Origin of the sequence: Enterobacter cloacae complex sp. 342H5 (assembly GCF_050030905.1) — a bacterium.
GTDB lineage: Bacteria > Pseudomonadota > Gammaproteobacteria > Enterobacterales > Enterobacteriaceae > Enterobacter > Enterobacter intestinihominis.
This window is the reverse complement of sequence record NZ_JBLGVB010000001.1, coordinates 3,386,251-3,408,366: the sequence shown is the minus strand read 5'-3', so window position 1 is coordinate 3,408,366 and position 22,116 is coordinate 3,386,251. Positions and strand designations below refer to the sequence as shown.

General features: G+C 52.4%; 23 protein-coding genes, 1 tRNA gene, 1 rRNA gene, 1 pseudogene and 1 other annotated feature. Of the genes and pseudogenes, 18 read left to right on the top strand and 8 right to left on the bottom strand.

The annotated features are described in order from the left end of the window. Positions 1-28 precede the first annotated feature (28 nt). The 6 genes from rpsP to ACQG03_RS16185 all read left to right on the top strand — a co-directional run bounded on the left by rpsP (position 29) and on the right by ACQG03_RS16185 (position 3,968). On the top strand, positions 29-277 hold the full coding sequence (rpsP, locus tag ACQG03_RS16210; protein ID WP_022649067.1) for a 30S ribosomal protein S16: 249 nt from the start codon (positions 29-31) through the stop codon (positions 275-277). 15 nt (positions 278-292) lie between these two features. Further along, on the top strand, positions 293-832 hold the full coding sequence (rimM, locus tag ACQG03_RS16205; protein ID WP_003863136.1) for a ribosome maturation factor RimM: 540 nt from the start codon (positions 293-295) through the stop codon (positions 830-832). A gap of 31 nt (positions 833-863) precedes the next feature. Further along, positions 864-1,631, top strand: coding sequence for a tRNA (guanosine(37)-N1)-methyltransferase TrmD (gene trmD / locus ACQG03_RS16200; RefSeq protein WP_003863138.1), 768 nt, complete (start codon positions 864-866; stop codon positions 1,629-1,631). Between the two features lie 43 nt (positions 1,632-1,674). Continuing rightward, positions 1,675-2,022, top strand: a complete 348-nt coding sequence (gene rplS / locus ACQG03_RS16195) for a 50S ribosomal protein L19 (RefSeq protein WP_002914145.1) — start codon at positions 1,675-1,677, stop codon at positions 2,020-2,022. A 132-nt stretch (positions 2,023-2,154) separates the two neighbouring features. Then, complete coding sequence (locus tag ACQG03_RS16190; protein ID WP_022649065.1) at positions 2,155-2,559, top strand: DUF2946 domain-containing protein; 405 nt, start codon at positions 2,155-2,157, stop codon at positions 2,557-2,559. Between the two features lie 38 nt (positions 2,560-2,597). Further along, positions 2,598-3,968 carry a PepSY-associated TM helix domain-containing protein gene (locus ACQG03_RS16185; protein ID WP_063163105.1) on the top strand — a complete coding sequence of 457 codons (1,371 nt, stop codon included), beginning with the start codon at positions 2,598-2,600 and terminating at the stop codon, positions 3,966-3,968. Positions 3,969-3,970: 2 nt separating this feature from the next. On the opposite strand, the gene ACQG03_RS16180 is transcribed toward ACQG03_RS16185, so the two are convergent. Genes ACQG03_RS16180 through ACQG03_RS16170 form a run of 3 tightly spaced genes read right to left on the bottom strand, consistent with a single transcriptional unit; the run spans position 3,971 to position 6,215 of the window. Then, positions 3,971-4,453, bottom strand: coding sequence for an OmpA family protein (locus tag ACQG03_RS16180; RefSeq protein ID WP_045308388.1), 483 nt, complete (start codon positions 4,451-4,453; stop codon positions 3,971-3,973). Between the two features lie 12 nt (positions 4,454-4,465). Further along, on the bottom strand, positions 4,466-5,686 hold the full coding sequence (dgcN, locus tag ACQG03_RS16175; protein WP_045308387.1) for a diguanylate cyclase DgcN: 1,221 nt from the start codon (positions 5,684-5,686) through the stop codon (positions 4,466-4,468). Continuing rightward, entirely contained in the window at positions 5,679-6,215 is a 537-nt protein-coding gene (locus tag ACQG03_RS16170) for a YfiR family protein (RefSeq protein WP_032677312.1), read from the bottom strand. Before ACQG03_RS16170 ends, dgcN begins: the two co-directional genes overlap by 8 nt. 478 nt (positions 6,216-6,693) lie before the next feature. On the opposite strand from ACQG03_RS16170, the gene aroF reads away from it, so the two are divergent. Beyond that, entirely contained in the window at positions 6,694-7,764 is a 1,071-nt protein-coding gene (gene aroF / locus ACQG03_RS16165) for a 3-deoxy-7-phosphoheptulonate synthase AroF (protein ID WP_063163106.1), read from the top strand. A 10-nt stretch (positions 7,765-7,774) separates the two neighbouring features. After that, positions 7,775-8,896: a bifunctional chorismate mutase/prephenate dehydrogenase gene (gene tyrA / locus ACQG03_RS16160; RefSeq protein ID WP_022649060.1), complete on the top strand. Its 1,122-nt coding sequence runs from the start codon at positions 7,775-7,777 to the stop codon at positions 8,894-8,896. 184 nt (positions 8,897-9,080) lie between these two features. On the opposite strand, the pseudogene ACQG03_RS16155 reads toward tyrA, so the two are convergent. Further along, positions 9,081-9,683, bottom strand: a pseudogene (locus ACQG03_RS16155) (tyrosine-type recombinase/integrase); the annotation flags it as partial. A gap of 16 nt (positions 9,684-9,699) precedes the next feature. On the opposite strand from ACQG03_RS16155, the gene ACQG03_RS16150 reads away from it, so the two are divergent. The 5 genes from ACQG03_RS16150 (at position 9,700) to ACQG03_RS16130 (ending at position 12,588) form a co-directional block, all read left to right on the top strand. Continuing rightward, on the top strand, positions 9,700-10,095 hold the full coding sequence (locus ACQG03_RS16150) for a DUF7415 domain-containing protein (RefSeq protein ID WP_426726140.1): 396 nt from the start codon (positions 9,700-9,702) through the stop codon (positions 10,093-10,095). 89 nt (positions 10,096-10,184) lie between these two features. Next, the gene (locus ACQG03_RS16145; RefSeq protein WP_023298400.1) at positions 10,185-10,856 is read left to right on the top strand and encodes a hypothetical protein; all 672 of its coding nucleotides are present in this window, start codon (positions 10,185-10,187) and stop codon (positions 10,854-10,856) included. A 10-nt stretch (positions 10,857-10,866) separates the two neighbouring features. Beyond that, on the top strand, positions 10,867-11,295 hold the full coding sequence (locus tag ACQG03_RS16140) for a WapI family immunity protein (protein ID WP_023298399.1): 429 nt from the start codon (positions 10,867-10,869) through the stop codon (positions 11,293-11,295). A 72-nt stretch (positions 11,296-11,367) separates the two neighbouring features. Then, positions 11,368-11,571, top strand: a complete 204-nt coding sequence (locus tag ACQG03_RS16135; RefSeq protein WP_071788728.1) for an ogr/Delta-like zinc finger family protein — start codon at positions 11,368-11,370, stop codon at positions 11,569-11,571. A 144-nt stretch (positions 11,572-11,715) separates the two neighbouring features. Beyond that, the gene (locus tag ACQG03_RS16130; protein WP_426726139.1) at positions 11,716-12,588 is read left to right on the top strand and encodes an SMP-30/gluconolactonase/LRE family protein; all 873 of its coding nucleotides are present in this window, start codon (positions 11,716-11,718) and stop codon (positions 12,586-12,588) included. Here the strand turns inward: ACQG03_RS16130 and pheA are convergent. The 4 genes from pheA to bamD all read right to left on the bottom strand — a co-directional run bounded on the left by pheA (position 12,585) and on the right by bamD (position 15,351). Then, entirely contained in the window at positions 12,585-13,745 is a 1,161-nt protein-coding gene (gene pheA, locus ACQG03_RS16125; protein WP_023306733.1) for a bifunctional chorismate mutase/prephenate dehydratase, read from the bottom strand. The genes ACQG03_RS16130 and pheA overlap by 4 nt on opposite strands. 30 nt (positions 13,746-13,775) lie before the next feature. Next, positions 13,776-13,901, bottom strand: a sequence feature (Phe leader region). Further along, entirely contained in the window at positions 13,853-13,900 is a 48-nt protein-coding gene (pheL, locus tag ACQG03_RS16120) for a pheA operon leader peptide PheL (RefSeq protein WP_100229775.1), read from the bottom strand. Its footprint overlaps the feature before it by 48 nt. A gap of 103 nt (positions 13,902-14,004) precedes the next feature. Then, positions 14,005-14,346, bottom strand: a complete 342-nt coding sequence (raiA, locus tag ACQG03_RS16115) for a ribosome-associated translation inhibitor RaiA (protein ID WP_006811628.1) — start codon at positions 14,344-14,346, stop codon at positions 14,005-14,007. A gap of 267 nt (positions 14,347-14,613) precedes the next feature. Then, complete coding sequence (gene bamD, locus ACQG03_RS16110) at positions 14,614-15,351, bottom strand: outer membrane protein assembly factor BamD (RefSeq protein WP_003863164.1); 738 nt, start codon at positions 15,349-15,351, stop codon at positions 14,614-14,616. Positions 15,352-15,482: 131 nt separating this feature from the next. Here bamD and rluD point away from each other — a divergent pair, with 131 nt between their 5' ends. From rluD to ACQG03_RS16085, 5 genes are all read left to right on the top strand, one after another. Next, positions 15,483-16,463 carry a 23S rRNA pseudouridine(1911/1915/1917) synthase RluD gene (rluD, locus tag ACQG03_RS16105; RefSeq protein ID WP_022649057.1) on the top strand — a complete coding sequence of 327 codons (981 nt, stop codon included), beginning with the start codon at positions 15,483-15,485 and terminating at the stop codon, positions 16,461-16,463. Then, a complete protein-coding gene (yfiH, locus tag ACQG03_RS16100; RefSeq protein ID WP_063163107.1) occupies positions 16,460-17,191 on the top strand; it encodes a purine nucleoside phosphorylase YfiH in 732 nt (243 codons plus the stop codon). The genes rluD and yfiH overlap by 4 nt, the downstream gene beginning before the upstream one ends. A 129-nt stretch (positions 17,192-17,320) precedes the next feature. Continuing rightward, positions 17,321-19,894 (top strand): ATP-dependent chaperone ClpB, encoded by a 2,574-nt coding sequence (gene clpB / locus ACQG03_RS16095; protein WP_063152616.1) that lies wholly within the window; start codon positions 17,321-17,323, stop codon positions 19,892-19,894. 426 nt (positions 19,895-20,320) lie between these two features. After that, positions 20,321-21,862, top strand: a 16S ribosomal RNA gene (locus tag ACQG03_RS16090). Between the two features lie 84 nt (positions 21,863-21,946). Next, positions 21,947-22,022, top strand: a tRNA-Glu gene (locus ACQG03_RS16085). Positions 22,023-22,116 lie beyond the last annotated feature (94 nt).

Genomic DNA, 22,116 nt, shown 5'->3' with positions numbered 1-22,116 from the left:
GGTTGTTTTATTCACACAAGAGGATGTTATGGTAACTATTCGTTTAGCACGTCACGGCGCTAAAAAGCGTCCGTTCTACCAGGTTGTTGTGACTGACAGCCGTAATGCACGCAACGGTCGCTTCATTGAGCGCGTTGGTTTCTTCAACCCACTGGCCTCTGGCGCAGAAGAAGAAACTCGTCTGGATCTGGATCGTATCGCTCACTGGGTTGGCCAGGGCGCTACTGTTTCCGATCGCGTTGCTACGCTGATCAAAGCAGCAAACAAAGCAGCTTAATCTGTCACGGTGGTCATGATGAGCAATAAAGCACCTGTTGAACCGATCGTATTGGGAAAAATGGGTTCTTGCTACGGTATCCGTGGTTGGCTCAGAGTGTTTTCCTCCACTGAAGACGCTGATAGCATTTTTGATTACCAGCCCTGGTTTATCCAGAAAGCCGGTAAGTGGGAAGAGGTCGAGCTGGAAAGCTGGCGTCACCACAATCAGGACATCATCATCAAGCTGAAAGGCATTGACGATCGAGATGCCGCGAATGCGCTGACTAATTGTGAAATTGTCGTGGATTCGTCGCAGTTGCCGCAACTGGAAGAGGGTGACTACTACTGGAAAGACCTTATGGGTTGCCAGGTAGTGACCACTGAAGGCTACAGCCTGGGGAAAGTCATCGACATGATGGAAACCGGGTCAAATGACGTTCTCGTCATTAAGGCAAACCTGAAAGATGCATTTGGCATCAAGGAGCGGTTGGTCCCGTTCCTCGATGGACAGGTTATCAAGAAAGTCGATCTCACTACTCAAACCATTGAAGTAGATTGGGATCCTGGTTTTTAAATTCTCCGGATAAACGGTAAAAGACGGCGCTATGTGGATTGGCATAATTAGCCTGTTTCCTGAAATGTTCCGCGCGATTACCGATTACGGGGTAACTGGCCGGGCAGTAAAGAATGGCCTGCTGAGCATCCAGAGCTGGAGTCCTCGTGACTTCACGCATGACCGGCACCGTACCGTGGACGATCGTCCTTACGGCGGCGGACCGGGGATGTTGATGATGGTGCAACCCTTACGGGACGCCATTCACACAGCAAAAGCCGCGGCAGGTGAAGGCGCGAAGGTGATTTATCTGTCACCTCAGGGACGCAAGCTTGATCAAGCGGGCGTGAGCGAACTGGCGACGAATCAAAAGCTGATTCTGGTCTGTGGTCGCTACGAAGGGATAGATGAGCGCGTAATTCAAACCGAGATTGACGAAGAATGGTCTATCGGCGATTACGTTCTCAGCGGTGGTGAGCTACCAGCAATGACGTTGATTGACTCCGTCGCCCGGTTTATTCCGGGGGTTCTGGGCCATGAAGCTTCGGCAACGGAAGATTCCTTTGCCGATGGATTGCTGGACTGTCCACACTATACTCGTCCTGAAGTGTTAGAAGGGATGGAAGTCCCGGCAGTGTTACTGTCTGGAAACCATGCCGAGATACGTCGCTGGCGTTTGAAGCAGTCGCTGGGCCGGACCTGGCTTAGAAGACCTGAACTTCTGGAAAACCTGGCTCTGACTGAAGAGCAAGCAAAGTTGCTGGCCGAGTTCAAAACCGAACACGCGCACCAGCAGCATGAACATGATGGGAAAGCGTAATACGCTCCCGAATATCAGTTTACCCAGGATAAGAGATTAAATTATGAGCAACATTATTAAGCAACTTGAACAAGAGCAGATGAAGCAGGACGTACCTTCCTTCCGTCCAGGTGACACCGTGGAAGTGAAAGTATGGGTTGTTGAAGGTTCCAAAAAACGTCTGCAGGCATTCGAGGGCGTGGTTATCGCTATTCGTAACCGCGGTCTGCACTCTGCATTCACTGTTCGTAAAATTTCCAACGGCGAAGGCGTTGAGCGTGTCTTCCAGACTCACTCTCCGGTAGTTGACAGCATTGCTGTTAAACGTCGTGGTGCTGTACGTAAAGCTAAACTGTACTACCTGCGTGAGCGTACTGGTAAGTCTGCTCGTATTAAAGAGCGTCTGAACTAAGATTCGCTTAAGCGACATCCTGTCAGAAAGGGCTGGCCGAAAGGCTGGCCCTTTTTTTATCTCATCGCAACTCTCGCGTTAACCCTTCCGTCATAAATCATTTACAATGTTCGCCTCTTGGGTGGAGGGTAAGTGGATAACGTACTGCATCAGCATAGCTGGAAACGCGCAGCGGCATTGACCGCGCTGTTTGCGATCCTGCTGATCGTCGTGGCGCCGCTGATCTCCGTCTCGCTGCAAAAAGATCCCATGAGCGCCATGCCGGGCATGCACCATGACATGAGCATGATGTCGATGGACGAGCATCATGGGGATATGCCGCATTCCATGCCAGTTGACCATGCGGAAGCCTGCGGTTACTGCGTGCTGTTAGCGCATGTGCCGGGCGTGATGCTGGCGCTTATCGTTCTGCTCAGCGTGGTGTTGCAGCGGCTGCGCATGAAGCCGCCTCGTCAGGCGGTCAGCCACTGGCACTTTTTCCCCTGGCTTTACCCCGATACCCGCGCGCCGCCGCGTCGGTCTGCTTTCTCCCTTTAAAACAAAATCACTCACTTTTTGCCTTAAAAAGGAAAAGTATGACTACCTGCACTCCGCGCGCGGCATGGGGAAACCTGCTGCGTCGCCTCCATTTCTATATCGGGCTGTTTGTTGGTCCGTTTATTTTCTTCGCAGCGCTGACCGGTACGCTGTATGTCGCCACGCCGCAGCTTGAAAATGCGCTGTACCATCATGCACTCCACACGGATGCCGTGGGTGAGGCGCAGCCTCTTGCTGCACAAATTGCCGCGGCCGAAAAGGCCGTAGAATCAGATCTGCGTCTGCATGCCGTTCGTCCGGGGCTGGAAGAGGGCGAAACGACCCGCGTGATGTTTGCCGACCCGGCGCTGGGTCCCTCCGAGCATCGGGCTATTTTTATTGATCCCGCCAGCCTTGAGGTTCGAGGGGATATGACCGTATACGGCACCAGCGGGATTTTACCGCTGCGTCAGACTATCGATTATCTGCATACCTCGCTGATGCTGGGCAACCTCGGGCGCCTCTATAGCGAGTTAGCCGCCTCGTGGATGTGGGTTGCTGCCCTGGGCGGGATCGCGCTGTGGTTCTATACCCGACCGAAGCGCCGTATTAATAATCGTTTCCAGAATCGTCGTCGCCTGCATGTGATCTTAGGCTGGACGTTACTGGCGGGAATGCTGCTGTTCTCAGTCACCGGGTTAACCTGGTCACAATGGGCCGGTGGCAACGTCGATAAGCTGCGTGCAGAGATGAACTGGCTGACGCCGCAGGTAAACACCACCCTTTCCGGTGCGCCGGAAATGATGGATGAACACGCCGAACATCGTGGTCATCACGGCGGAATGTCGATGCCTGAAATGCCTGTTGAACTGTCGCTTTTTGACAGCGTATTGCAGGCCGCCCGCCAGTCAGGAATTGATGCGAACAACGTTGAGATCCGTCCGGCAAGCAGGGTCGACCAGGCCTGGACGGTGACGGAAATCGATCGCCGCTGGCCGACGCAGGTTGATGCCGTTGCCGTGGACCCCCACTCTCTGAAGGTGCTGGACAGGACTCGCTTTGGGGATTTCCCGCTGATGGCTAAACTCACCCGCTGGGGCGTGGATTTCCATATGGGGATCCTGTTTGGTCTGGCAAATCAGCTGCTGCTCATCGCGTTTGGCGTTGCGCTGTGCGTGCTGATTATCTGGGGATACCGGATGTGGTGGATGCGTCGTCCTGCGACGTCAGCCGCGAACCCGGTACAGACGCTCTGTCAAAGCTGGCTGGCATTGCCGCTGTGGGGAAGGGGAGTGACGTTCATGATAAGCCTCCTGCTGGGGCTGGCGTTGCCGGTAATGGGCGTCAGTCTGGCGGTATTTATCGTGATTGACTGGCTGCGCTGGCGAGCGGCTTCAGGCGTGTCGCTCGCCGGCACATCCGCTAAATAGCCTTAAGGCGTGCTGATAACTACCGCAACACGGCGGTTTTCAGCGCGCCCTTGCGCAGTACGGTTGCTGCTAAGAGGGTATTTTTTGCCTAAACCCCGCGTAGTGAGGTTGCTGCGCGGGATGTTCGCGCCCTTCGCCCAGGCATCCGCTACAACATTGGCACGTTTTAACGAAAGCGCTTCGTTGTAGCTCTCTTCGCCATAGTTATCCGTATGGCCGTCCATCCGGGCGTGATTCAGACCGGTTGCCGCCAGACGTGAGGCCATAGTCTGGATCTGCGTTTCACTTTCCGGACGCAGTCTGGCGTCATTTTTATCAAACAGGATCTTATCCGACAGGCCCAGGGACCAGTCGCCATTCAGTTCGTTAAAGCCGTAGGACTTCATGGCCGCGATTTGCTCTGGTGTGAATTTACCCTCCGGCGTCTGGCACCCGGACATAACCAGAGATGCCAGTAACAACGGCGCGATGTATCGCTTCAACATATCGTCTTCCTTTCAGGGTATTGTTTTCGAACGCTGGTTTTTGACCAGGTACATATTGCGATCGGCTTGCTCAAGTAATGCCTCGACGGAGGCATTTTCCCACGCCAGAGCAAAGCCAATGCTGAGTGACATTGATGCTGTGTGTCCGTTATGCAGATCAAACGGACGGATAAATTGCTGCGACAGCGCAGCGCAAATATATTCGACCTCACGCGCGGTGTGGACGCCATAAAGGATCATGGCAAACTCGTCGCCGCCAAGACGGTAAGACTGATGACGTTTTTCGCCAAATTCGACCATCCTTTTTGCGGCTTCGATCAGTACGCAGTCGCCCGCGGCATGGCCCCAGGTGTCGTTAATAAACTTGAAGTTATCACCATCCAGGAAGAGCAGGGCAGAATTGGTCTTTGCCGAAGCGTCATTCATTAAGGCCGCAATGTTGTTGCGAAACGCGGCGCGGTTTGCAAGCCCCGTGAGCGGATCGTGCATGGCGGTACGCAACAGTTGAGCGTTTTTCGCCTGTAGCTTGAGCTGCCACTCTTCCATTTCATCCAGCAGGCTGTTGAAGTCTTCACCAAACTGGTGGAACTCTTCGATGCGGCCTTCCGTTACCCGGCGAGAGAAGTTGCGGTTGGTACGGACGTCATGCACAACGTCAGTGATGTTTTGCATTTCAACAACCATGCCATGATGTAGCGAGCGGGTGATGGTCAATGCGACGGCAGAGGCAAAAAGAATGCAGCCGGTGAGGACCGCAAATGAGAGCCAGATAAAGTGGCTAATCAGGCTGTCTCGTGCGGTCAGACGAATTTCGCCAATCACATTACCGTTATGTATGATGGGCTGTGCGACAGGAACAGGGAACAACCACCGGTTGACCAGCGCGCCCAGCGTGTCGGTATTATCCGCCGGGTTCCACGACCACCAGGCAAACCGTTTATGATGTGCATTAAGCACTTCCGCCACGGCAAATTGCCCCTGCTTGCCGAGGGTCGCCAGCGTTTCATTTGCCGCCACGGCATCGTTGAACACCAGAGAGGCCTCAAGGCTGTGGCTCATGGTGGCGCCGGTGAGTTCGAGGTTTTTTTGCGCGTATTGCTTTAATGTCACCACGGAAGCGAAACACAGCAGCAACCATATAAACGTCATCGTTATAATGACGCTTATCATGCTGATTCGCCGCAACGTTCTTTTAAACGTCGGACGCGGTGTTGGTGTGACTTCCTTATTCATGCTTCTTATTCCGTGCGAGCATTAATACATCCGGATTGACTCTTACGCCACTGCGCGTCAGCGCATCCAGATTTACGGAAAACCTGACCTTGTTGTGCTCTATTATCAGACAAAATGCGCTGCCAATAACGCATTCAGGATTTTGCTCTGACATTAATAGCAACGCCTGGCCCTGATATTGATTTATTATTTCCTGTTGTTTTGCCGGTGATTCGCTCCCGAAATAGAGGGCATCGCACCTTGCTGTGAGTGCTTCCCGATCGCTATGCACAATGACAGGACTATAGGGCAACGGGTTATTTACATCTTCACTGCTGAGCGCCTGTCTGTAACGGGAAGAGGCATAAATACAGAGCTTAGGCTGGCCGGAAAGTGCTGGCCATCGGGTGTAGCTTACAATACCAGAAACAATCGAACGTACCGATTTATCCGTTTCCGTGAGCGAGCCTGCCCTTGCAGGGCTCACCAAAATGAACAGCATTAGCGCCAGGGGGAGGTGAAGCAAAGCGATCAAGAATGTATTTCTCATCAGAATCCGCCAAACCGCCCCGGAAATAGATGCCCTTATGAATTTCCGGCAGAATACCATTCTTTCTCAAAGCCGTCATTATGTCAGAAATATCCCTGTCTTGACCTAAGCTAAATCTTACAGAGCACGATATTCAAAGTAATTTAGGCAGGCTCAATTAAGTCTGCTGGAATTCATACTTTTATTCATTTTTTGTTGCCAGGATTTATGTAGCCACGCAACTTTCCCTCAATTCACCCGAGGATAATTAAGCTAACGGCCAGCGCCGGGATAGCGTGCCTGGTGTGAGCGTAGACTGGCGTTAAAAGTGCATGTGTAATTTTATGTTTACGATTTTAACCTGTGATTTGGCATTTAAATGGCTTCTGTAAAATAATCTGTACGTATTTTGGATTGAAATCTTTACTTGATGTGTTATCGTTGTGTCACCTCTTCGAGGAAAACCACTATCGCAAACGAGTTTTACAGGATCGCAATCATGCAAAAAGACGCGCTGAACAACGTACATATCACTGACGAACAGGTGTTAATCACCCCGGATCAACTGAAGGCGGAATTCCCGCTGAGCGTCGCGCAGGAAGCTCAGATTGAGCACTCTCGCCAGACCATTTCTGACATTATCGCAGGCCGCGATCCGCGCCTGCTGGTGGTATGTGGTCCTTGCTCCATTCACGATCCTGAAACCGCCATTGAGTACGCTCGTCGATTTAAAGCATTAGCGGAGGAGGTCAGCGATAGCCTCTATCTGGTGATGCGCGTCTATTTTGAAAAGCCACGTACAACGGTTGGCTGGAAAGGGTTGATTAACGATCCGCACATGGATGGCTCGTTTGATGTGGAAGCGGGCCTGAAGATTGCGCGTCGCCTGCTGGTGGAGCTGGTCAGCCTGGGGCTGCCGCTGGCAACCGAAGCGCTGGATCCGAACAGCCCGCAGTACCTCGGCGATCTGTTTAGCTGGTCTGCGATTGGGGCGCGCACCACCGAGTCACAAACCCACCGCGAGATGGCGTCTGGCCTGTCTATGCCGGTTGGTTTTAAAAACGGTACCGACGGCAGCCTGGCCACGGCGATTAACGCCATGCGCGCCGCCGCCATGCCCCATCGTTTTGTCGGGATCAACCAGGCGGGCCAGGTATGCCTGCTGCAAACGCAGGGCAATCCGGACGGGCATGTGATCCTGCGCGGTGGTAAAGCGCCAAACTACAGCCCGGCGGATGTCGCGCAGTGTGAAAAAGAGATGGAACAGGCGGGACTGCGTCCGGCGCTGATGGTAGATTGCAGTCATGGTAATTCGAATAAAGATTACCGTCGCCAGCCTGCAGTTGCAGAATCTGTGATTGCACAGATTAAAGATGGTAACCGTTCAATTATCGGCCTGATGATTGAAAGTAATATTCATGAAGGCAATCAGTCATCGGAACAGCCGCGTAGCGCGATGAAGCCCGGCGTCTCCGTCACGGATGCTTGCATCAGCTGGGAAACCACTGATGCGCTACTGCGTGAGATCCACAAAGATTTGAACGGCCAGCTGGCGACGCGTCTGGCATAAGAGGATAGTTATGGTTGCTGAATTGACCGCATTACGCGATCAAATTGATGAAGTGGATAAGGCGTTGCTGGACCTGCTGGCGCGCCGCATGGCACTGGTTGCTGAGGTCGGTGAAGTTAAAAGCAAATACGGCCTGCCAATTTACGTTCCGGAGCGTGAGGCCTCTATGCTCGCCTCCCGCCGTAAAGAGGCACAGGCGCTGGGCGTTTCACCGGACTTAATTGAAGATGTCCTGCGTCGTGTGATGCGGGAATCCTATTCCAGCGAAAACGACAAGGGCTTCAAAACTCTCTGTCCGTCGCTGCGTCCGGTGGTGATTGTCGGTGGCGGCGGCCAGATGGGGCGTCTGTTTGAAAAAATGCTGACGCTTTCTGGCTATCAGGTGCGCATCCTGGAAAAAGAGGACTGGCCGCATGCGCCGGAACTCATGAAGGATGCCGGAATGGTTATCGTCAGCGTACCGATTCATGTGACGGAGCAGATTATCGCGAAACTTCCTCCGCTGCCGGAAGATTGCATTCTGGTGGATCTGGCGTCCGTTAAAAATGGCCCTCTACAGGCAATGCTGGCGGCGCACACCGGGCCCGTGCTTGGGTTACACCCGATGTTTGGCCCGGACAGCGGCAGCCTGGCGAAGCAGGTAGTGGTTTACTGCGACGGTCGTCAGCCGGAAGCGTATCAGTGGTTCCTGGAACAGATTCAGGTCTGGGGGGCACGTTTGCACCGTATCAGTGCGGTTGAGCACGATCAGAACATGGCGTTTATTCAGGCGCTGCGCCACTTTGCAACCTTCGCCTATGGTCTGCACCTGGCGGAAGAGAACGTTCAGCTTGAACAATTGCTGGCGCTTTCCTCGCCAATCTATCGTCTGGAGCTGGCGATGGTCGGGCGACTGTTTGCCCAGGATCCACAGCTTTACGCCGACATCATCATGTCGTCTGAAAATAACCTGGCGCTGATCAAGCGCTACTATCAGCGTTTTGGCGAAGCGATCACCTTGCTGGAACACGGCGATAAACAAGCGTTTATCGACAGTTTCCGTAAAGTGGAGCACTGGTTCGGTGATTACGCCACGCGATTCCAGAGTGAAAGCCGCACGCTGTTGCGCCAGGCAAATGACAGTCGCCAGTAATCTGATGATGTATATACTAAAAGCCAGCAATGCTGGCTTTTTTCATATAATGGGTGAATGTGGTTTATCAATCATTAAAATTATCTCTAATAAAAACAGTAAGTTAAAAAAGCTGTAACCATCTGGAACCGTTTCAAATACCCCGAAGTGTGGACGCAATGTGGACACTCCGGGGGGGGAGAACCTACAGCGATATCCCTCCTGAAAGCGGATTCAATGTAACGTCATTTTGCAGGTACTCTGGTGACAAATGCGCATAAGTCATCGTCTGCTGGATGTTTGCATGACCCAGTATTTGCTGTAATGAATTGATGTTACCCCCGTTCACCATGACATGACTTGCGAAGGTATGACGCAAAATATGCGTTGCCTGATTTGCAGGAATATCAGGTTTAACCATCTTCAGCACTTTGCAAAAACTCACGTAATCGACGTTGAACAGATTCCCGCTGGTATTCTTCTTTATCAGCGATTCAAGCTCAGAAGAAATCGGTACAGTGCGCTTTTTTGCGTTTTTGATTTTCAGGAATGTCACGCGCCCGTTTACTATTTGTGCCGGTTTGAGTGTTGCCAGCTCTGACCACCGCCCGCCGGTACTAATCCCCAGCAGGGCAACCAGCAGATCCTCACCTGTAAATGACTTGAGCAGCAGCGCACTTTCTGCTTTGTTAAGGAAAGCCATTTCAGGGTTAGCCTCTGCCAATGGTGGCAAACCATGAACGGGGTGCACCCCAGCAAACTCTTAAAGTTGAATCAGCTTCGTGAACATGCCTGATACAAGAAAGAGGGTATACCGAAAACGCGTGTCAGTGAGGGTAACGAATGTTATCGATTTAACTGAGTGGGTGGCAAATTATGTAATGTTGAGTTTCCAGTTGATGCTGGATGACGCCGACTGCGGTATGACAATCATGAACTGGAAAGAACTAAGCGAGAAGGGGCTGGTTTTCAGAATTAATCACGAAATTTTACACCCGCCAGGGCTGGCTGTTGGATATGAAATGACTAACGGTGTTTCGGCTGGGGCTTCGTGGCTTATAACGGAGTCTGGCAATATTCAGACGAGCTTGTTGATGATGCTAAAAAAATGGGTGGTTAAAATGAGCCATACGCGAATAATGCCAGCACCGCCGGTGCTGAAATTTGCTTTCAGTGCCGGTGGTGTTGAACAACGAGCGCGGCGAGGCGTTAGCCTCTAAGTCGATAAAATCAGAGTCAGGAAAGTAGATTGAAGTAAAAACGTCCATTATGATGACCCCAAAGGTTAGCCCAAAAGGAAATTAGGACAATGAGCGTTGGATTAATTACGGACGAGCCAGGACGTTTCTACACCTTCCAGTCAACATTACCAGCCGGTGAATACTTCGAATTTCGCCCCCGCAATCCTCCACTGAATTCAAAACCCATTGTTGATGACGAAACCGGGATGTGTATTGGCTATTCAGTCTCTCAGGCTCCCGGTTTATGGCAGATTTATGATACCGACGGCATGTTTGTCAGGCTGGAAGAAGCGCCACTAGAAGCCCCCCTGATTGACCCAACAGACATCGTATTAATTGCCTTGGGTGCATTTCGTCTTTTTCGGGCTGGTAAAGCGTTACTGGAGAGTGGAGTTAAAACCGCTGTAACTGTGAGGCTCAGTGAGGCTACTATCAGCCTCTTACGTGGTCGGCTGAAAATGGGGTTATCTGCACGAACCCTTAAAATGACCGCAACTCCTGCTAAACATATGCTTAATCCCGCGCGATATGTGCCCTTGCAACTTCAGGAAAAAGTTATTCGCTACGGCAAAAGAACGCCTGATCCTCAAAAGGCTCAAGGTCTTTTTCGTTACGAATCTGAGATATATAAACTTGTTGAGAATCGGGCGAAAAAAGGAACCTATTATTATAAAAAATATATGATAGAAGTATTGGTGCGTGAGAAAGACTGGACAATAACTCATTTTTTATACAAGTGATGGGGGGAATATGATTGAGATAATTAGCGACAGGAAAATTTTACGGATTTCCCCCTTTGGGCGTGATAATACCCCTGACATACCAGAGTATGACTGGATACATACCTATGTGGAGTACGAACTACCCGAGCTTAAAACACAATATCAGGCATCCTTTAATGTCGGAGAGCTTAATGCTCTTAAAGCTAAACTCAGGGAGTTACATAGAAGTTTAGTTGATGGCACGAAGGCTCGTGAGGTGATTTTTGATAGCACAGAAAATCAGTTAAATCTTGTGTTTTCACCATCATCAACAGGGCGTGGGGTGCTTTTAACATTAACGCTAAGGCCGGAAAATCCTGCTGAAAGCGTCGTAGTCAGTGATAGTCTTGGAATGGATGAAAGTTATTTTCCTGCAATACTTTCCGGGCTGGACGAAATCATTAATTGGACGAGTTGATTCACAATTTTAGATGTGCATGCATCAGTGGATGAGTTTGCATTCAATTTTTATTCCAGTTTTTGCCAGCCAGTGACAGCGCTGGTGCGGCTCAAAGGCGCAGGCCATGCGCGCCGCACAGGCAAGGAGCTGTATCATCAGTGCACAAACATCATTTGCAGTTGCACGTTCATCACCACTGAGACGGTCGAGAGCTTTATCGTTTCGCCGGGTGAAGTAGTACCAGCGCCGCCGCACCCGACGCAATCAGGCCAGCAACAAATCCACTGGATGTGACCAAAAGAAAGCCCTGCACATGGCAGGGCTTTTTCGATGCGTGGACGACGTGTGGACATCGTCAGAAACAAATCCTTTTGTTTCAGCCTTTTGCGTCTAAAATTAAAACAGCAATGCTGGCTTTTTTCATTTTGGGGAACTGTCATGGCTGAACCGCAGCTGCTGTTGAACTATACCGGGCATCTGCCCGAATGCCCGACGTGGAGTGCTGAAGAGAAGGCGCTCTACTGGGCGGATATTCTGGAAGGGGAGATTCATCGGTACCATCTGCCCACCGCGGAACACTCGGTGCTCTCATTCCATGAAGAAGTTGGGTGTTTTGCCCTGCGTGAACGCGGCGGATTTATCGTCGCGATGCGAAACGCCATCTGGCTGACCGATAAACACGGCCTGCTCCAGCGTAAGGTTTGCGATAACCCGTCCAACCCGCAGCTTGCACGCTTTAACGATGGAGGCACCGACCATCAGGGACGGTTTTATGCGGGCACGTTCTGGGGGCCGGGAGATTATAACGGCGCCATGTTGATGCGTATCGACAACGACCTGACACCGAAAGTGATCCAGTGCGATATTCAGGGGCATAACGGTTTAGCGTTAAGTCCTGACAAACGGTGGATGTTTACTTCTGATACGCCGAACGGTGTGATTTACCGTACGCCGCTTGATGAGCAGGGGGAACCCGGTAAGCGCGAAGAGTTTCGCCGTTTTAGCGAGGGAGAGGGTATACCCGACGGAGCGGCAATGGATGAGGAAGGCTGCTACTGGAGCGCACTGTTTGACGGCTGGCGTATCGCACGGTTTTCACCGCAAGGCGTACAGCTGGAAGAATACCGGCTGCCGGTACGCTGCCCGACAATGGTCTGCTTTGGCGGCGACGATATGAAAACGCTGTTTATCACCACCACGCGGGAAAATATGGAGGCGGAGGAGCTGGCGAAATACCCGCTTTCCGGTGCCATCTTCACCCTGCCTGTAAATGTGGCAGGGATGAAGAAAAGCCGCTTTATCGAACATTAAGCCGGATCGACCGGGACCACGTTTTCGCTCGGATAGCAGCCCAGTACTTTCATGGAGCGTGTGATCTCGCCCAGTTCGCGCAGGGCTTTCTGCATGGATGCAGACTCCAGGTTGGCCTGAACGTCGAGATAGAACATCTCTTCCCACGGGTTGCCATGTATTGGGCGGGATTCCAGCTTCGTCATGATCAGGTTGTGATTACGCAGCACCAGCAGCGCTTCAACCAGCGCACCCGCCTGCTGGCCGGTCGCCATCAGCAGGGTGGTTTTCGCCGGGACCTGGTCCGACACGTTGATGGCCTTGCGGGCAAGAACCACGAAACGGGTGATATTTTGCGTCTGGTTGGCCAGATTGCGTTCCAGCACCTGTAAGCCATACAGCGCGCCGCCCGCTTCGCTACCGAGTGCCGCGACGGCAGGAGAGTTTGCCTGCGCCACTTTTTCCATCGCCGCCGAGGTGCTTTCGGTGTACTCAATTTTCCAGTGCGGATAACGGTTCAGGAACTGGCTGCACTGCTGGAACGGCTGCGGGTGGCTGTACACCGTTTCGATCTGACTCAGATCGGTTGAGCCAGAGACCAGCACGCAGTGATCGATAGGAATAGTCAGCTCACCGACCAGCGACAGGCTGGTGTGCTGGAGCAGATCGTAAACATCGTTGATGGCGCCGGAACTGGTGTTCTCAATAGGCACCACGGCGTAATCTGCCTGGCCGGTTTCGACCTGGTTGAAGATGTCTGCAAATTTTGCACAACCGCTCTCAATGAACTCTTCGAAATGACGGGCTGCGTACTGGCGAGCCGCCAGGTGAGAATAAGAACCTTTCGGGCCGAGGAAAGCGATCCGAGCAGAGTGCGGGTTGGTTTTGTTCAGATGCTGCTGGAGCAGGGCCTGTTGCGTCAGAACGGAATCTTCAATGATGAGCTGGAACAGGCGGGTGATGTAGTGGGCATCAAGATGATGCGCTTTGCCGAGCTGTATCAACCGTTCCAGTAAATCACGCTCGCGATCGATATCGCGCACCGGCCGATGAGAATCCAGCTTGGCTTTGCCCACTTCAATGGCGAGCGCGCGGCGCTCTGCCAGCAGGGCCAGTAACTTTTCGTCGAGTGCACTGATTTTTACGCGTAAATCCAGGAGCGGGTTTTCCGGTGTCATAGTGTTGTCTGTCTCATTTTATCGTTATCAATAAAAAAGGCCTCCCGGTGTGGGAGGCCTTGTTGTTCGTCTTCGCATTCTTTATCACACGACGAAACGCCTCCCGGTCAGGGGAAGGTAAAAAAGAATGCGAAGAAAAACGGCGTCTGTTTCATTAGGTCATCCTGAAATTGATAGGGTTAAAGTACCTGTACTGTTTTGATCCTGTCAATAAAAAACGCGCCCGAAGGCGCGTTGTCGGTACACTCAATTTAAAGGATTACTCTTCTTCAACTTCTTCCGCGAAGCTGGCGTCTTTCACCGATGTTGTGGCGCGACGGGCTTCACCTTTGTGTTGCACTTTATTGAGCTGCCGTTCCAGCTTGTTGATCAAATCATTAATTGCGGTGTACATATCCTCGTGTTTAGCGCTGGCGACCAGATGGCCGTTTGGAGTATTGATAGTTGCATCAGCGACGAAACCCTGCGGCTCCTTGGACAGGATGATATGTGGATTAATCAAATGTGTTTGCCATTTATCCAGTTTGGCGAGACGGTCTGCGACGTGCTGGCGGATTGCCGGAGTAATTTCCATTTGTTTACTGGTAATGTTCATTGTCATAAATTTTACCTCTTGTCTTTCCGTCTTGGTGATTCCAGCATACCCGACCTAATGTCAAAATGTGTGATTTAGATCACGTTATTTTGTCGGTTTTTGTCAGGGAATCTTTTTTGTGAGGCAGGGCAGGAAGAGGTGAGATTTACCTTGTCGAAGCCAGCAATTGCGGTCATAGTTGACTGGATGTGTTGAAGCTAAACCGCTTCAGCGTAAGTCTGAAAGAATAAAAAAACGGCAGCCTGCGGGCTGCCGTTATGCGTTGTAGCGGTATCAGGTATTGCTGCTGTTCGCGGCAATGATTTTCGCCACTTTGTCAGCCTGAGCCGTCATCTGCATCTGGCGATACGCATTCTCCATCAGCTTCAGGCCATCACGCGTGGCCTGGGTATCCGGATAATCACGCAGCATGCCTTCTACACGGTTAACCACGGCAACCCATGCGCCACGGCGAGTGTAGTATTCCGCGACGGAGTACTCGTATTTCGCCAGACGATCTTTCAGGAACACCAGACGCTTAGTGGCATCGGTAATGTACTGGCTGTTCGGGTAGCTACGCACCAGTTTGGAGAAGTCATTGAAAGCATCACGCGCATGTTGCGGGTCACGGTCAGAACGATCCACCCCGAAGAAGCCCTGCAATGCACTGTCATCCAGCGCCATGTTAGTCAGGCCGCGCATGTACATCACGTAATCGATGTTAGGATGGGTAGGGTTCAGACGCATGAAACGATCGATCGTTGCCTGAGCCAGCGGCAGATCGGCATTTTTATAGTAGGCGTAGATCAGATCTAACTGTACCTGCTGTGAATACGGACCAAACGGATAGCGATTATCCAACGCTTCCAGTTGCGTTATCGCCTGTTTCCAGTTACCGTCCTGCAACTTTTGTTGTGCAGTCGCATAGATTTCATTCGGCGGATTGTCAGGGACCTGTTCATTCGAACCGGAGCAGCCCACCAAAGCCAGGCTCAACGTGGCCGCTGCCACCAGATATTTCATGCGCGTCATGACGTTTTGACTTTCCTCAAATGTTTGTCCGGGAGAAACTCAGTTCCTGCTCCCGATTAAGACCAGCTACAATAGCACACTATATTAAACGGCAAAGCCGTAAAACCCAACGTTAAACGAAGAAGCAGTTTATGGCACAACGAGTAGAACTCACCGCAACAGTCTCCGAAAATCAGCTCGGTCAACGCTTAGATCAGGCTTTGGCCGAATTGTTCCCTGATTATTCGCGTTCACGTATAAAAGAATGGATCCTTGACCAGCGCGTGCTGGTAAACGGCAAGATCTGGGACAAACCAAAAGAGAAAGTGTTTGGTGGGGAAGCTGTCGCCATCAATGCTGAAATCGAAGAGGAAGTCCGCTTCGAGCCGCAGGATATCCCGCTGGATATCGTCTACGAAGATGACGATATTCTGGTCATCAACAAACCGCGTGACTTTGTCGTCCATCCGGGCGCGGGTAATCCTGACGGTACGGTACTTAACGCACTCCTTCATTATTACCCGCCGATAGCTGACGTACCGCGTGCCGGTATCGTTCACCGTCTGGATAAAGACACCACGGGTCTGATGGTGGTGGCGAAGACGATCCCCGCCCAGACTCGACTGGTGGAATCTTTGCAGCTGCGCGAAATCACCCGTGAGTATGAAGCGGTGGCGATTGGTCATATGACCTCTGGCGGCACGGTGGAAGAGCCGATTAGTCGTCATCCAACCAAGCGTACGCATATGTCCGTACACCCGATGGGTAAACCGGCGGTAACCCATTACCGCATCATGGAACATTTCCGTATTCATACGCGCCTGCGTCTGCGTCTGGAAACCGGGCGTACTCACCAGATCCGCGTGCACATGGCGCATATTACCCATCCGCTGGTGGGTGACCCTGTTTACGGCGGTCGTCCGCGTCCACCAAAGGGCGCATCGGATGAATTCATCTCCGTGCTGCGTAAATTCGATCGCCAGGCGCTGCATGCGACGATGCTACGTCTTTACCACCCAATCACCGGAATTCAGATGGAATGGCATGCGCCTATCCCACAGGATATGGTGGAACTTATCGACGCGATGCGCGCAGATTTCGAAGAACATAAGGATCACGTGGACTGGTTATGACCAAACTGATTGTCCCGGAGTGGCCGCTGCCTGAAGGCGTGGCCGCCTTTAGCTCGACCCGTATCGGTGGCGTGAGCCAGGGTGCGTGGGCGTCTTTGAACCTCGGTGCGCACTGTGGCGATAACCTGGAGCACGTCAAAGAGAACCGTAAACGCCTCTTTGCTGCGGGAAACCTTCCTTCAAAACCGGTCTGGCTTGAGCAGGTGCACGGTAAAGCGGTGCTGAAGCTTACGGGTGAGCCCTATGCGTCTAAACGCGCCGATGCTTCGTACAGCAATACGCCGGGAACGGTTTGCGCGGTGATGACCGCTGATTGCCTGCCGGTGTTGTTTTGTAACCGTGCCGGTACGGAGATTGCAGCAGCGCATGCGGGCTGGCGTGGCCTGTGTGAAGGCGTGCTGGAAGAGACCGTTGCCTGCTTCCAGGACGATTCTGCAAATCTCATCGCCTGGCTTGGCCCGGCGATTGGCCCGCAGGCATTTGAAGTGGGGCCTGAGGTTCGGCAAGCTTTTATGGAAAAAGATCCTCAGGCGGTTAATGCGTTTGTGGCGTCCGGCGATAAATATCTGGCCGATATTTATCAGCTTGCCCGCCAGCGCCTTAATAATGTCGGCGTGACCCAGATCTTCGGCGGCGATCGCTGTACATTCACCGAAAAGGGTGATTTTTTCTCCTGGCGCCGTGACAAGACGACAGGCCGTATGGCAAGTTTCATTTGGCTGATATAACCTAAAGAATCAAGACGATCCGGTACGCGCCGTTTTCTTTTCACATAATTCAGGTTATTAACCTTGAATAATTGAGGGATGACCTCATTTAATCTCCAGTAGCAAATTTGACCTGTTATGGGAGGAGTTATGCGTCTGGATCGTCTTACTAATAAATTCCAGCTTGCTCTCGCCGATGCCCAGTCCCTCGCACTGGGGCACGACAACCAATTCATCGAACCTCTTCATTTAATGAGCGCCTTGCTGAATCAGGAAGGGGGATCGGTACGTCCTTTGTTAACGTCCGCTGGCATTAATGCCGGCCAGTTACGCACCGCCATCGATCAGGCGCTGAGTCGTTTACCGCAGGTAGAAGGTACCGGTGGCGACGTACAGCCGTCACAGGATCTGGTGCGTGTACTGAACCTTTGCGACAAGCTGGCGCAAAAACGTGGGGACAACTTTATTTCGTCAGAGCTGTTTGTTCTGGCGGCGCTTGAATCACGCGGTACTTTAACCGACCTGCTGAAATCCGCCGGTGCAACCACCGCTAATGTGACCCAGGCGATTGAGAAAATGCGCGGAGGTGAAAGCGTGAACGACCAGGGAGCCGAAGACCAACGTCAGGCTTTGAAAAAATTTACGGTCGATCTGACCGAACGTGCCGAGCAGGGCAAACTTGACCCGGTAATCGGTCGCGACGAAGAAATTCGCCGGACTATTCAGGTACTGCAACGCCGTACCAAAAACAACCCGGTGCTGATTGGTGAGCCTGGCGTCGGTAAAACCGCCATCGTTGAAGGGCTGGCGCAGCGTATCGTTAATGGCGAAGTGCCCGAAGGGCTGAAAGGCCGTCGCGTACTGGCGCTGGATATGGGCGCGCTGGTGGCCGGGGCGAAATACCGCGGTGAATTTGAAGAGCGTCTGAAAGGCGTGCTGAACGATCTGGCGAAACAGGAAGGCAACGTCATCCTGTTTATTGACGAACTGCACACTATGGTGGGGGCAGGTAAAGCTGACGGCGCAATGGATGCAGGGAACATGCTGAAACCTGCGCTGGCACGTGGTGAACTTCACTGCGTCGGTGCCACTACGCTGGACGAGTATCGTCAGTACATTGAAAAAGATGCCGCGCTGGAGCGACGCTTCCAGAAGGTGTTTGTCGCAGAACCAAGCGTTGATGATACCATCGCGATTTTGCGTGGTCTGAAAGAGCGTTATGAGCTGCACCATCATGTGCAGATCACTGACCCGGCCATCGTTGCGGCGGCGACGCTTTCGCATCGTTACATTGCCGACCGTCAGTTGCCGGATAAAGCCATCGACCTTATCGATGAAGCGGCGTCCAGCATCCGTATGCAGATTGACTCGAAACCGGAAGAGCTGGACCGACTCGATCGCCGCATTATTCAGCTCAAGCTGGAACAGCAGGCATTGAACAAAGAGTCTGATGAAGCGAGTAAGAAACGCCTCGATATGCTCAACGAAGAGCTGGATGAGAAAGAGCGTCAGTATTCTGAGCTGGAAGAAGAGTGGAAAGCTGAGAAAGCCTCCCTCTCTGGCACCCAGACAATCAAGGCGGAGCTGGAGCAGGCGAAAATTGCCATTGAGCAGGCGCGTCGCGTAGGGGACCTGGCGCGGATGTCCGAGCTACAGTACGGCAAGATCCCTGAGCTGGAAAAACAGCTTGAGATCGCCACGCAGTCGGAAGGCAAAACCATGCGTCTGTTGCGTAATAAAGTGACGGACGCCGAGATTGCCGAAGTGCTGGCGCGCTGGACGGGGATTCCTGTAGCTCGCATGATGGAAAGTGAACGCGAAAAACTGCTGCGTATGGAGCAGGATCTGCATCAGCGCGTCATTGGCCAGAACGAAGCGGTCGAAGCGGTATCTAACGCCATTCGTCGTAGCCGTGCGGGGCTGTCCGATCCGAATCGTCCCATCGGCTCGTTCCTGTTCCTGGGGCCAACCGGTGTCGGTAAAACCGAGCTGTGTAAAGCGCTGGCTAACTTTATGTTCGACAGCGATGACGCGATGGTGCGTATCGATATGTCCGAGTTTATGGAGAAACACTCTGTCTCGCGTCTGGTCGGTGCGCCTCCGGGATATGTCGGTTATGAAGAGGGCGGTTACCTGACGGAAGCGGTTCGTCGTCGTCCTTATTCCGTCATCCTGCTGGATGAAGTGGAAAAGGCTCATCCTGACGTGTTTAACATTCTGTTGCAGGTGCTGGATGATGGACGCCTGACGGACGGGCAGGGAAGAACGGTCGATTTCCGTAACACGGTGGTGATCATGACCTCGAACCTGGGTTCCGATTTGATTCAGGAACGCTTCGGTGAGCTGGATTACAGCCATATGAAAGATCTGGTGCTGGGTGTGGTCAGCCAAAACTTCCGTCCGGAGTTCATCAACCGTATTGATGAAGTAGTCGTGTTCCATCCGCTGGGTGAGAAACACATTGCGTCGATTGCGCAGATCCAGTTGCAGCGTCTGTACAAGCGTCTGGAAGAGCGTGGGTATGAAATCCACATCTCGGATGATGCGCTGAAACTGCTGAGCGAGAATGGTTACGATCCTGTTTATGGCGCGCGTCCGTTAAAACGTGCAATCCAGCAGCAGATCGAAAACCCGCTGGCGCAGCAAATCCTCTCCGGGGAGCTGGTTCCGGGCAAAGTTATCCGTCTGGAAGCCAACGAAGACCGAATTGTGGCAGTGCAGTAAGTCACAAAACGCAAAAACGGGCCGCGTGCGGCTCGTTTTTGTTTAAAAACCAGGCAAGAATTAAGGTCTGAGATGTGTTTTGCCTGGAAAGTGAGCAGTCAGTAAATAATTTTCACTTTGCACTTGCAGCCTCAGAATAACTCCCTATAATGCGCCTCCACTGACACGGAACAACGGCACGCAAGCCGCCGGGTCAGCAGAGAAAAGCAAAATAAACGCTTGACTCTGAAGCGGGGAAGCGTAATATGCACACCCCGCGCCGCAGCGAAAACGTAGCGGCACTGCTCTTTAACAATTTATCAGACAATCTGTGTGGGCACTCAAAGTGACATGGATTCTTAACGTCCTCGGACGAAAAATGAATACCAAGTCTCTGAGTGAACATACGTAATTCATTACGAAGTTTAATTCACGAGCATCAAACTTAAATTGAAGAGTTTGATCATGGCTCAGATTGAACGCTGGCGGCAGGCCTAACACATGCAAGTCGAACGGTAACAGGAAGCAGCTTGCTGCTTCGCTGACGAGTGGCGGACGGGTGAGTAATGTCTGGGAAACTGCCTGATGGAGGGGGATAACTACTGGAAACGGTAGCTAATACCGCATAACGTCGCAAGACCAAAGAGGGGGACCTTCGGGCCTCTTGCCATCGGATGTGCCCAGATGGGATTAGCTAGTAGGTGGGGTAACGGCTCACCTAGGCGACGATCCCTAGCTGGTCTGAGAGGATGACCAGCCACACTGGAACTGAGACACGGTCCAGACTCCTACGGGAGGCAGCAGTGGGGAATATTGCACAATGGGCGCAAGCCTGATGCAGCCATGCCGCGTGTATGAAGAAGGCCTTCGGGTTGTAAAGTACTTTCAGCGGGGAGGAAGGCGACAGGGTTAATAACCCTGTCGATTGACGTTACCCGCAGAAGAAGCACCGGCTAACTCCGTGCCAGCAGCCGCGGTAATACGGAGGGTGCAAGCGTTAATCGGAATTACTGGGCGTAAAGCGCACGCAGGCGGTCTGTCAAGTCGGATGTGAAATCCCCGGGCTCAACCTGGGAACTGCATTCGAAACTGGCAGGCTAGAGTCTTGTAGAGGGGGGTAGAATTCCAGGTGTAGCGGTGAAATGCGTAGAGATCTGGAGGAATACCGGTGGCGAAGGCGGCCCCCTGGACAAAGACTGACGCTCAGGTGCGAAAGCGTGGGGAGCAAACAGGATTAGATACCCTGGTAGTCCACGCCGTAAACGATGTCGACTTGGAGGTTGTGCCCTTGAGGCGTGGCTTCCGGAGCTAACGCGTTAAGTCGACCGCCTGGGGAGTACGGCCGCAAGGTTAAAACTCAAATGAATTGACGGGGGCCCGCACAAGCGGTGGAGCATGTGGTTTAATTCGATGCAACGCGAAGAACCTTACCTACTCTTGACATCCAGAGAACTTAGCAGAGATGCTTTGGTGCCTTCGGGAACTCTGAGACAGGTGCTGCATGGCTGTCGTCAGCTCGTGTTGTGAAATGTTGGGTTAAGTCCCGCAACGAGCGCAACCCTTATCCTTTGTTGCCAGCGGTCCGGCCGGGAACTCAAAGGAGACTGCCAGTGATAAACTGGAGGAAGGTGGGGATGACGTCAAGTCATCATGGCCCTTACGAGTAGGGCTACACACGTGCTACAATGGCGCATACAAAGAGAAGCGACCTCGCGAGAGCAAGCGGACCTCATAAAGTGCGTCGTAGTCCGGATTGGAGTCTGCAACTCGACTCCATGAAGTCGGAATCGCTAGTAATCGTGGATCAGAATGCCACGGTGAATACGTTCCCGGGCCTTGTACACACCGCCCGTCACACCATGGGAGTGGGTTGCAAAAGAAGTAGGTAGCTTAACCTTCGGGAGGGCGCTTACCACTTTGTGATTCATGACTGGGGTGAAGTCGTAACAAGGTAACCGTAGGGGAACCTGCGGTTGGATCACCTCCTTACCTTAAAGAACCTGCCTTTGTAGTGCTCACACAGATTGTCTGATGAAAAGTAAATAGCAAGGCGTCTTGCGATTGAGACTGTACGTCCCCTTCGTCTAGAGGCCCAGGACACCGCCCTTTCACGGCGGTAACAGGGGTTCGAATCCCCTAGGGGACGCCACTTGCTGGTTCGTGAGTGAAAGTCACCTGCCGTCATATCTCAAAACTGACTTGCGAGTCATGTTTGAGATATTTGCTCTTTAAAAATCTGGATC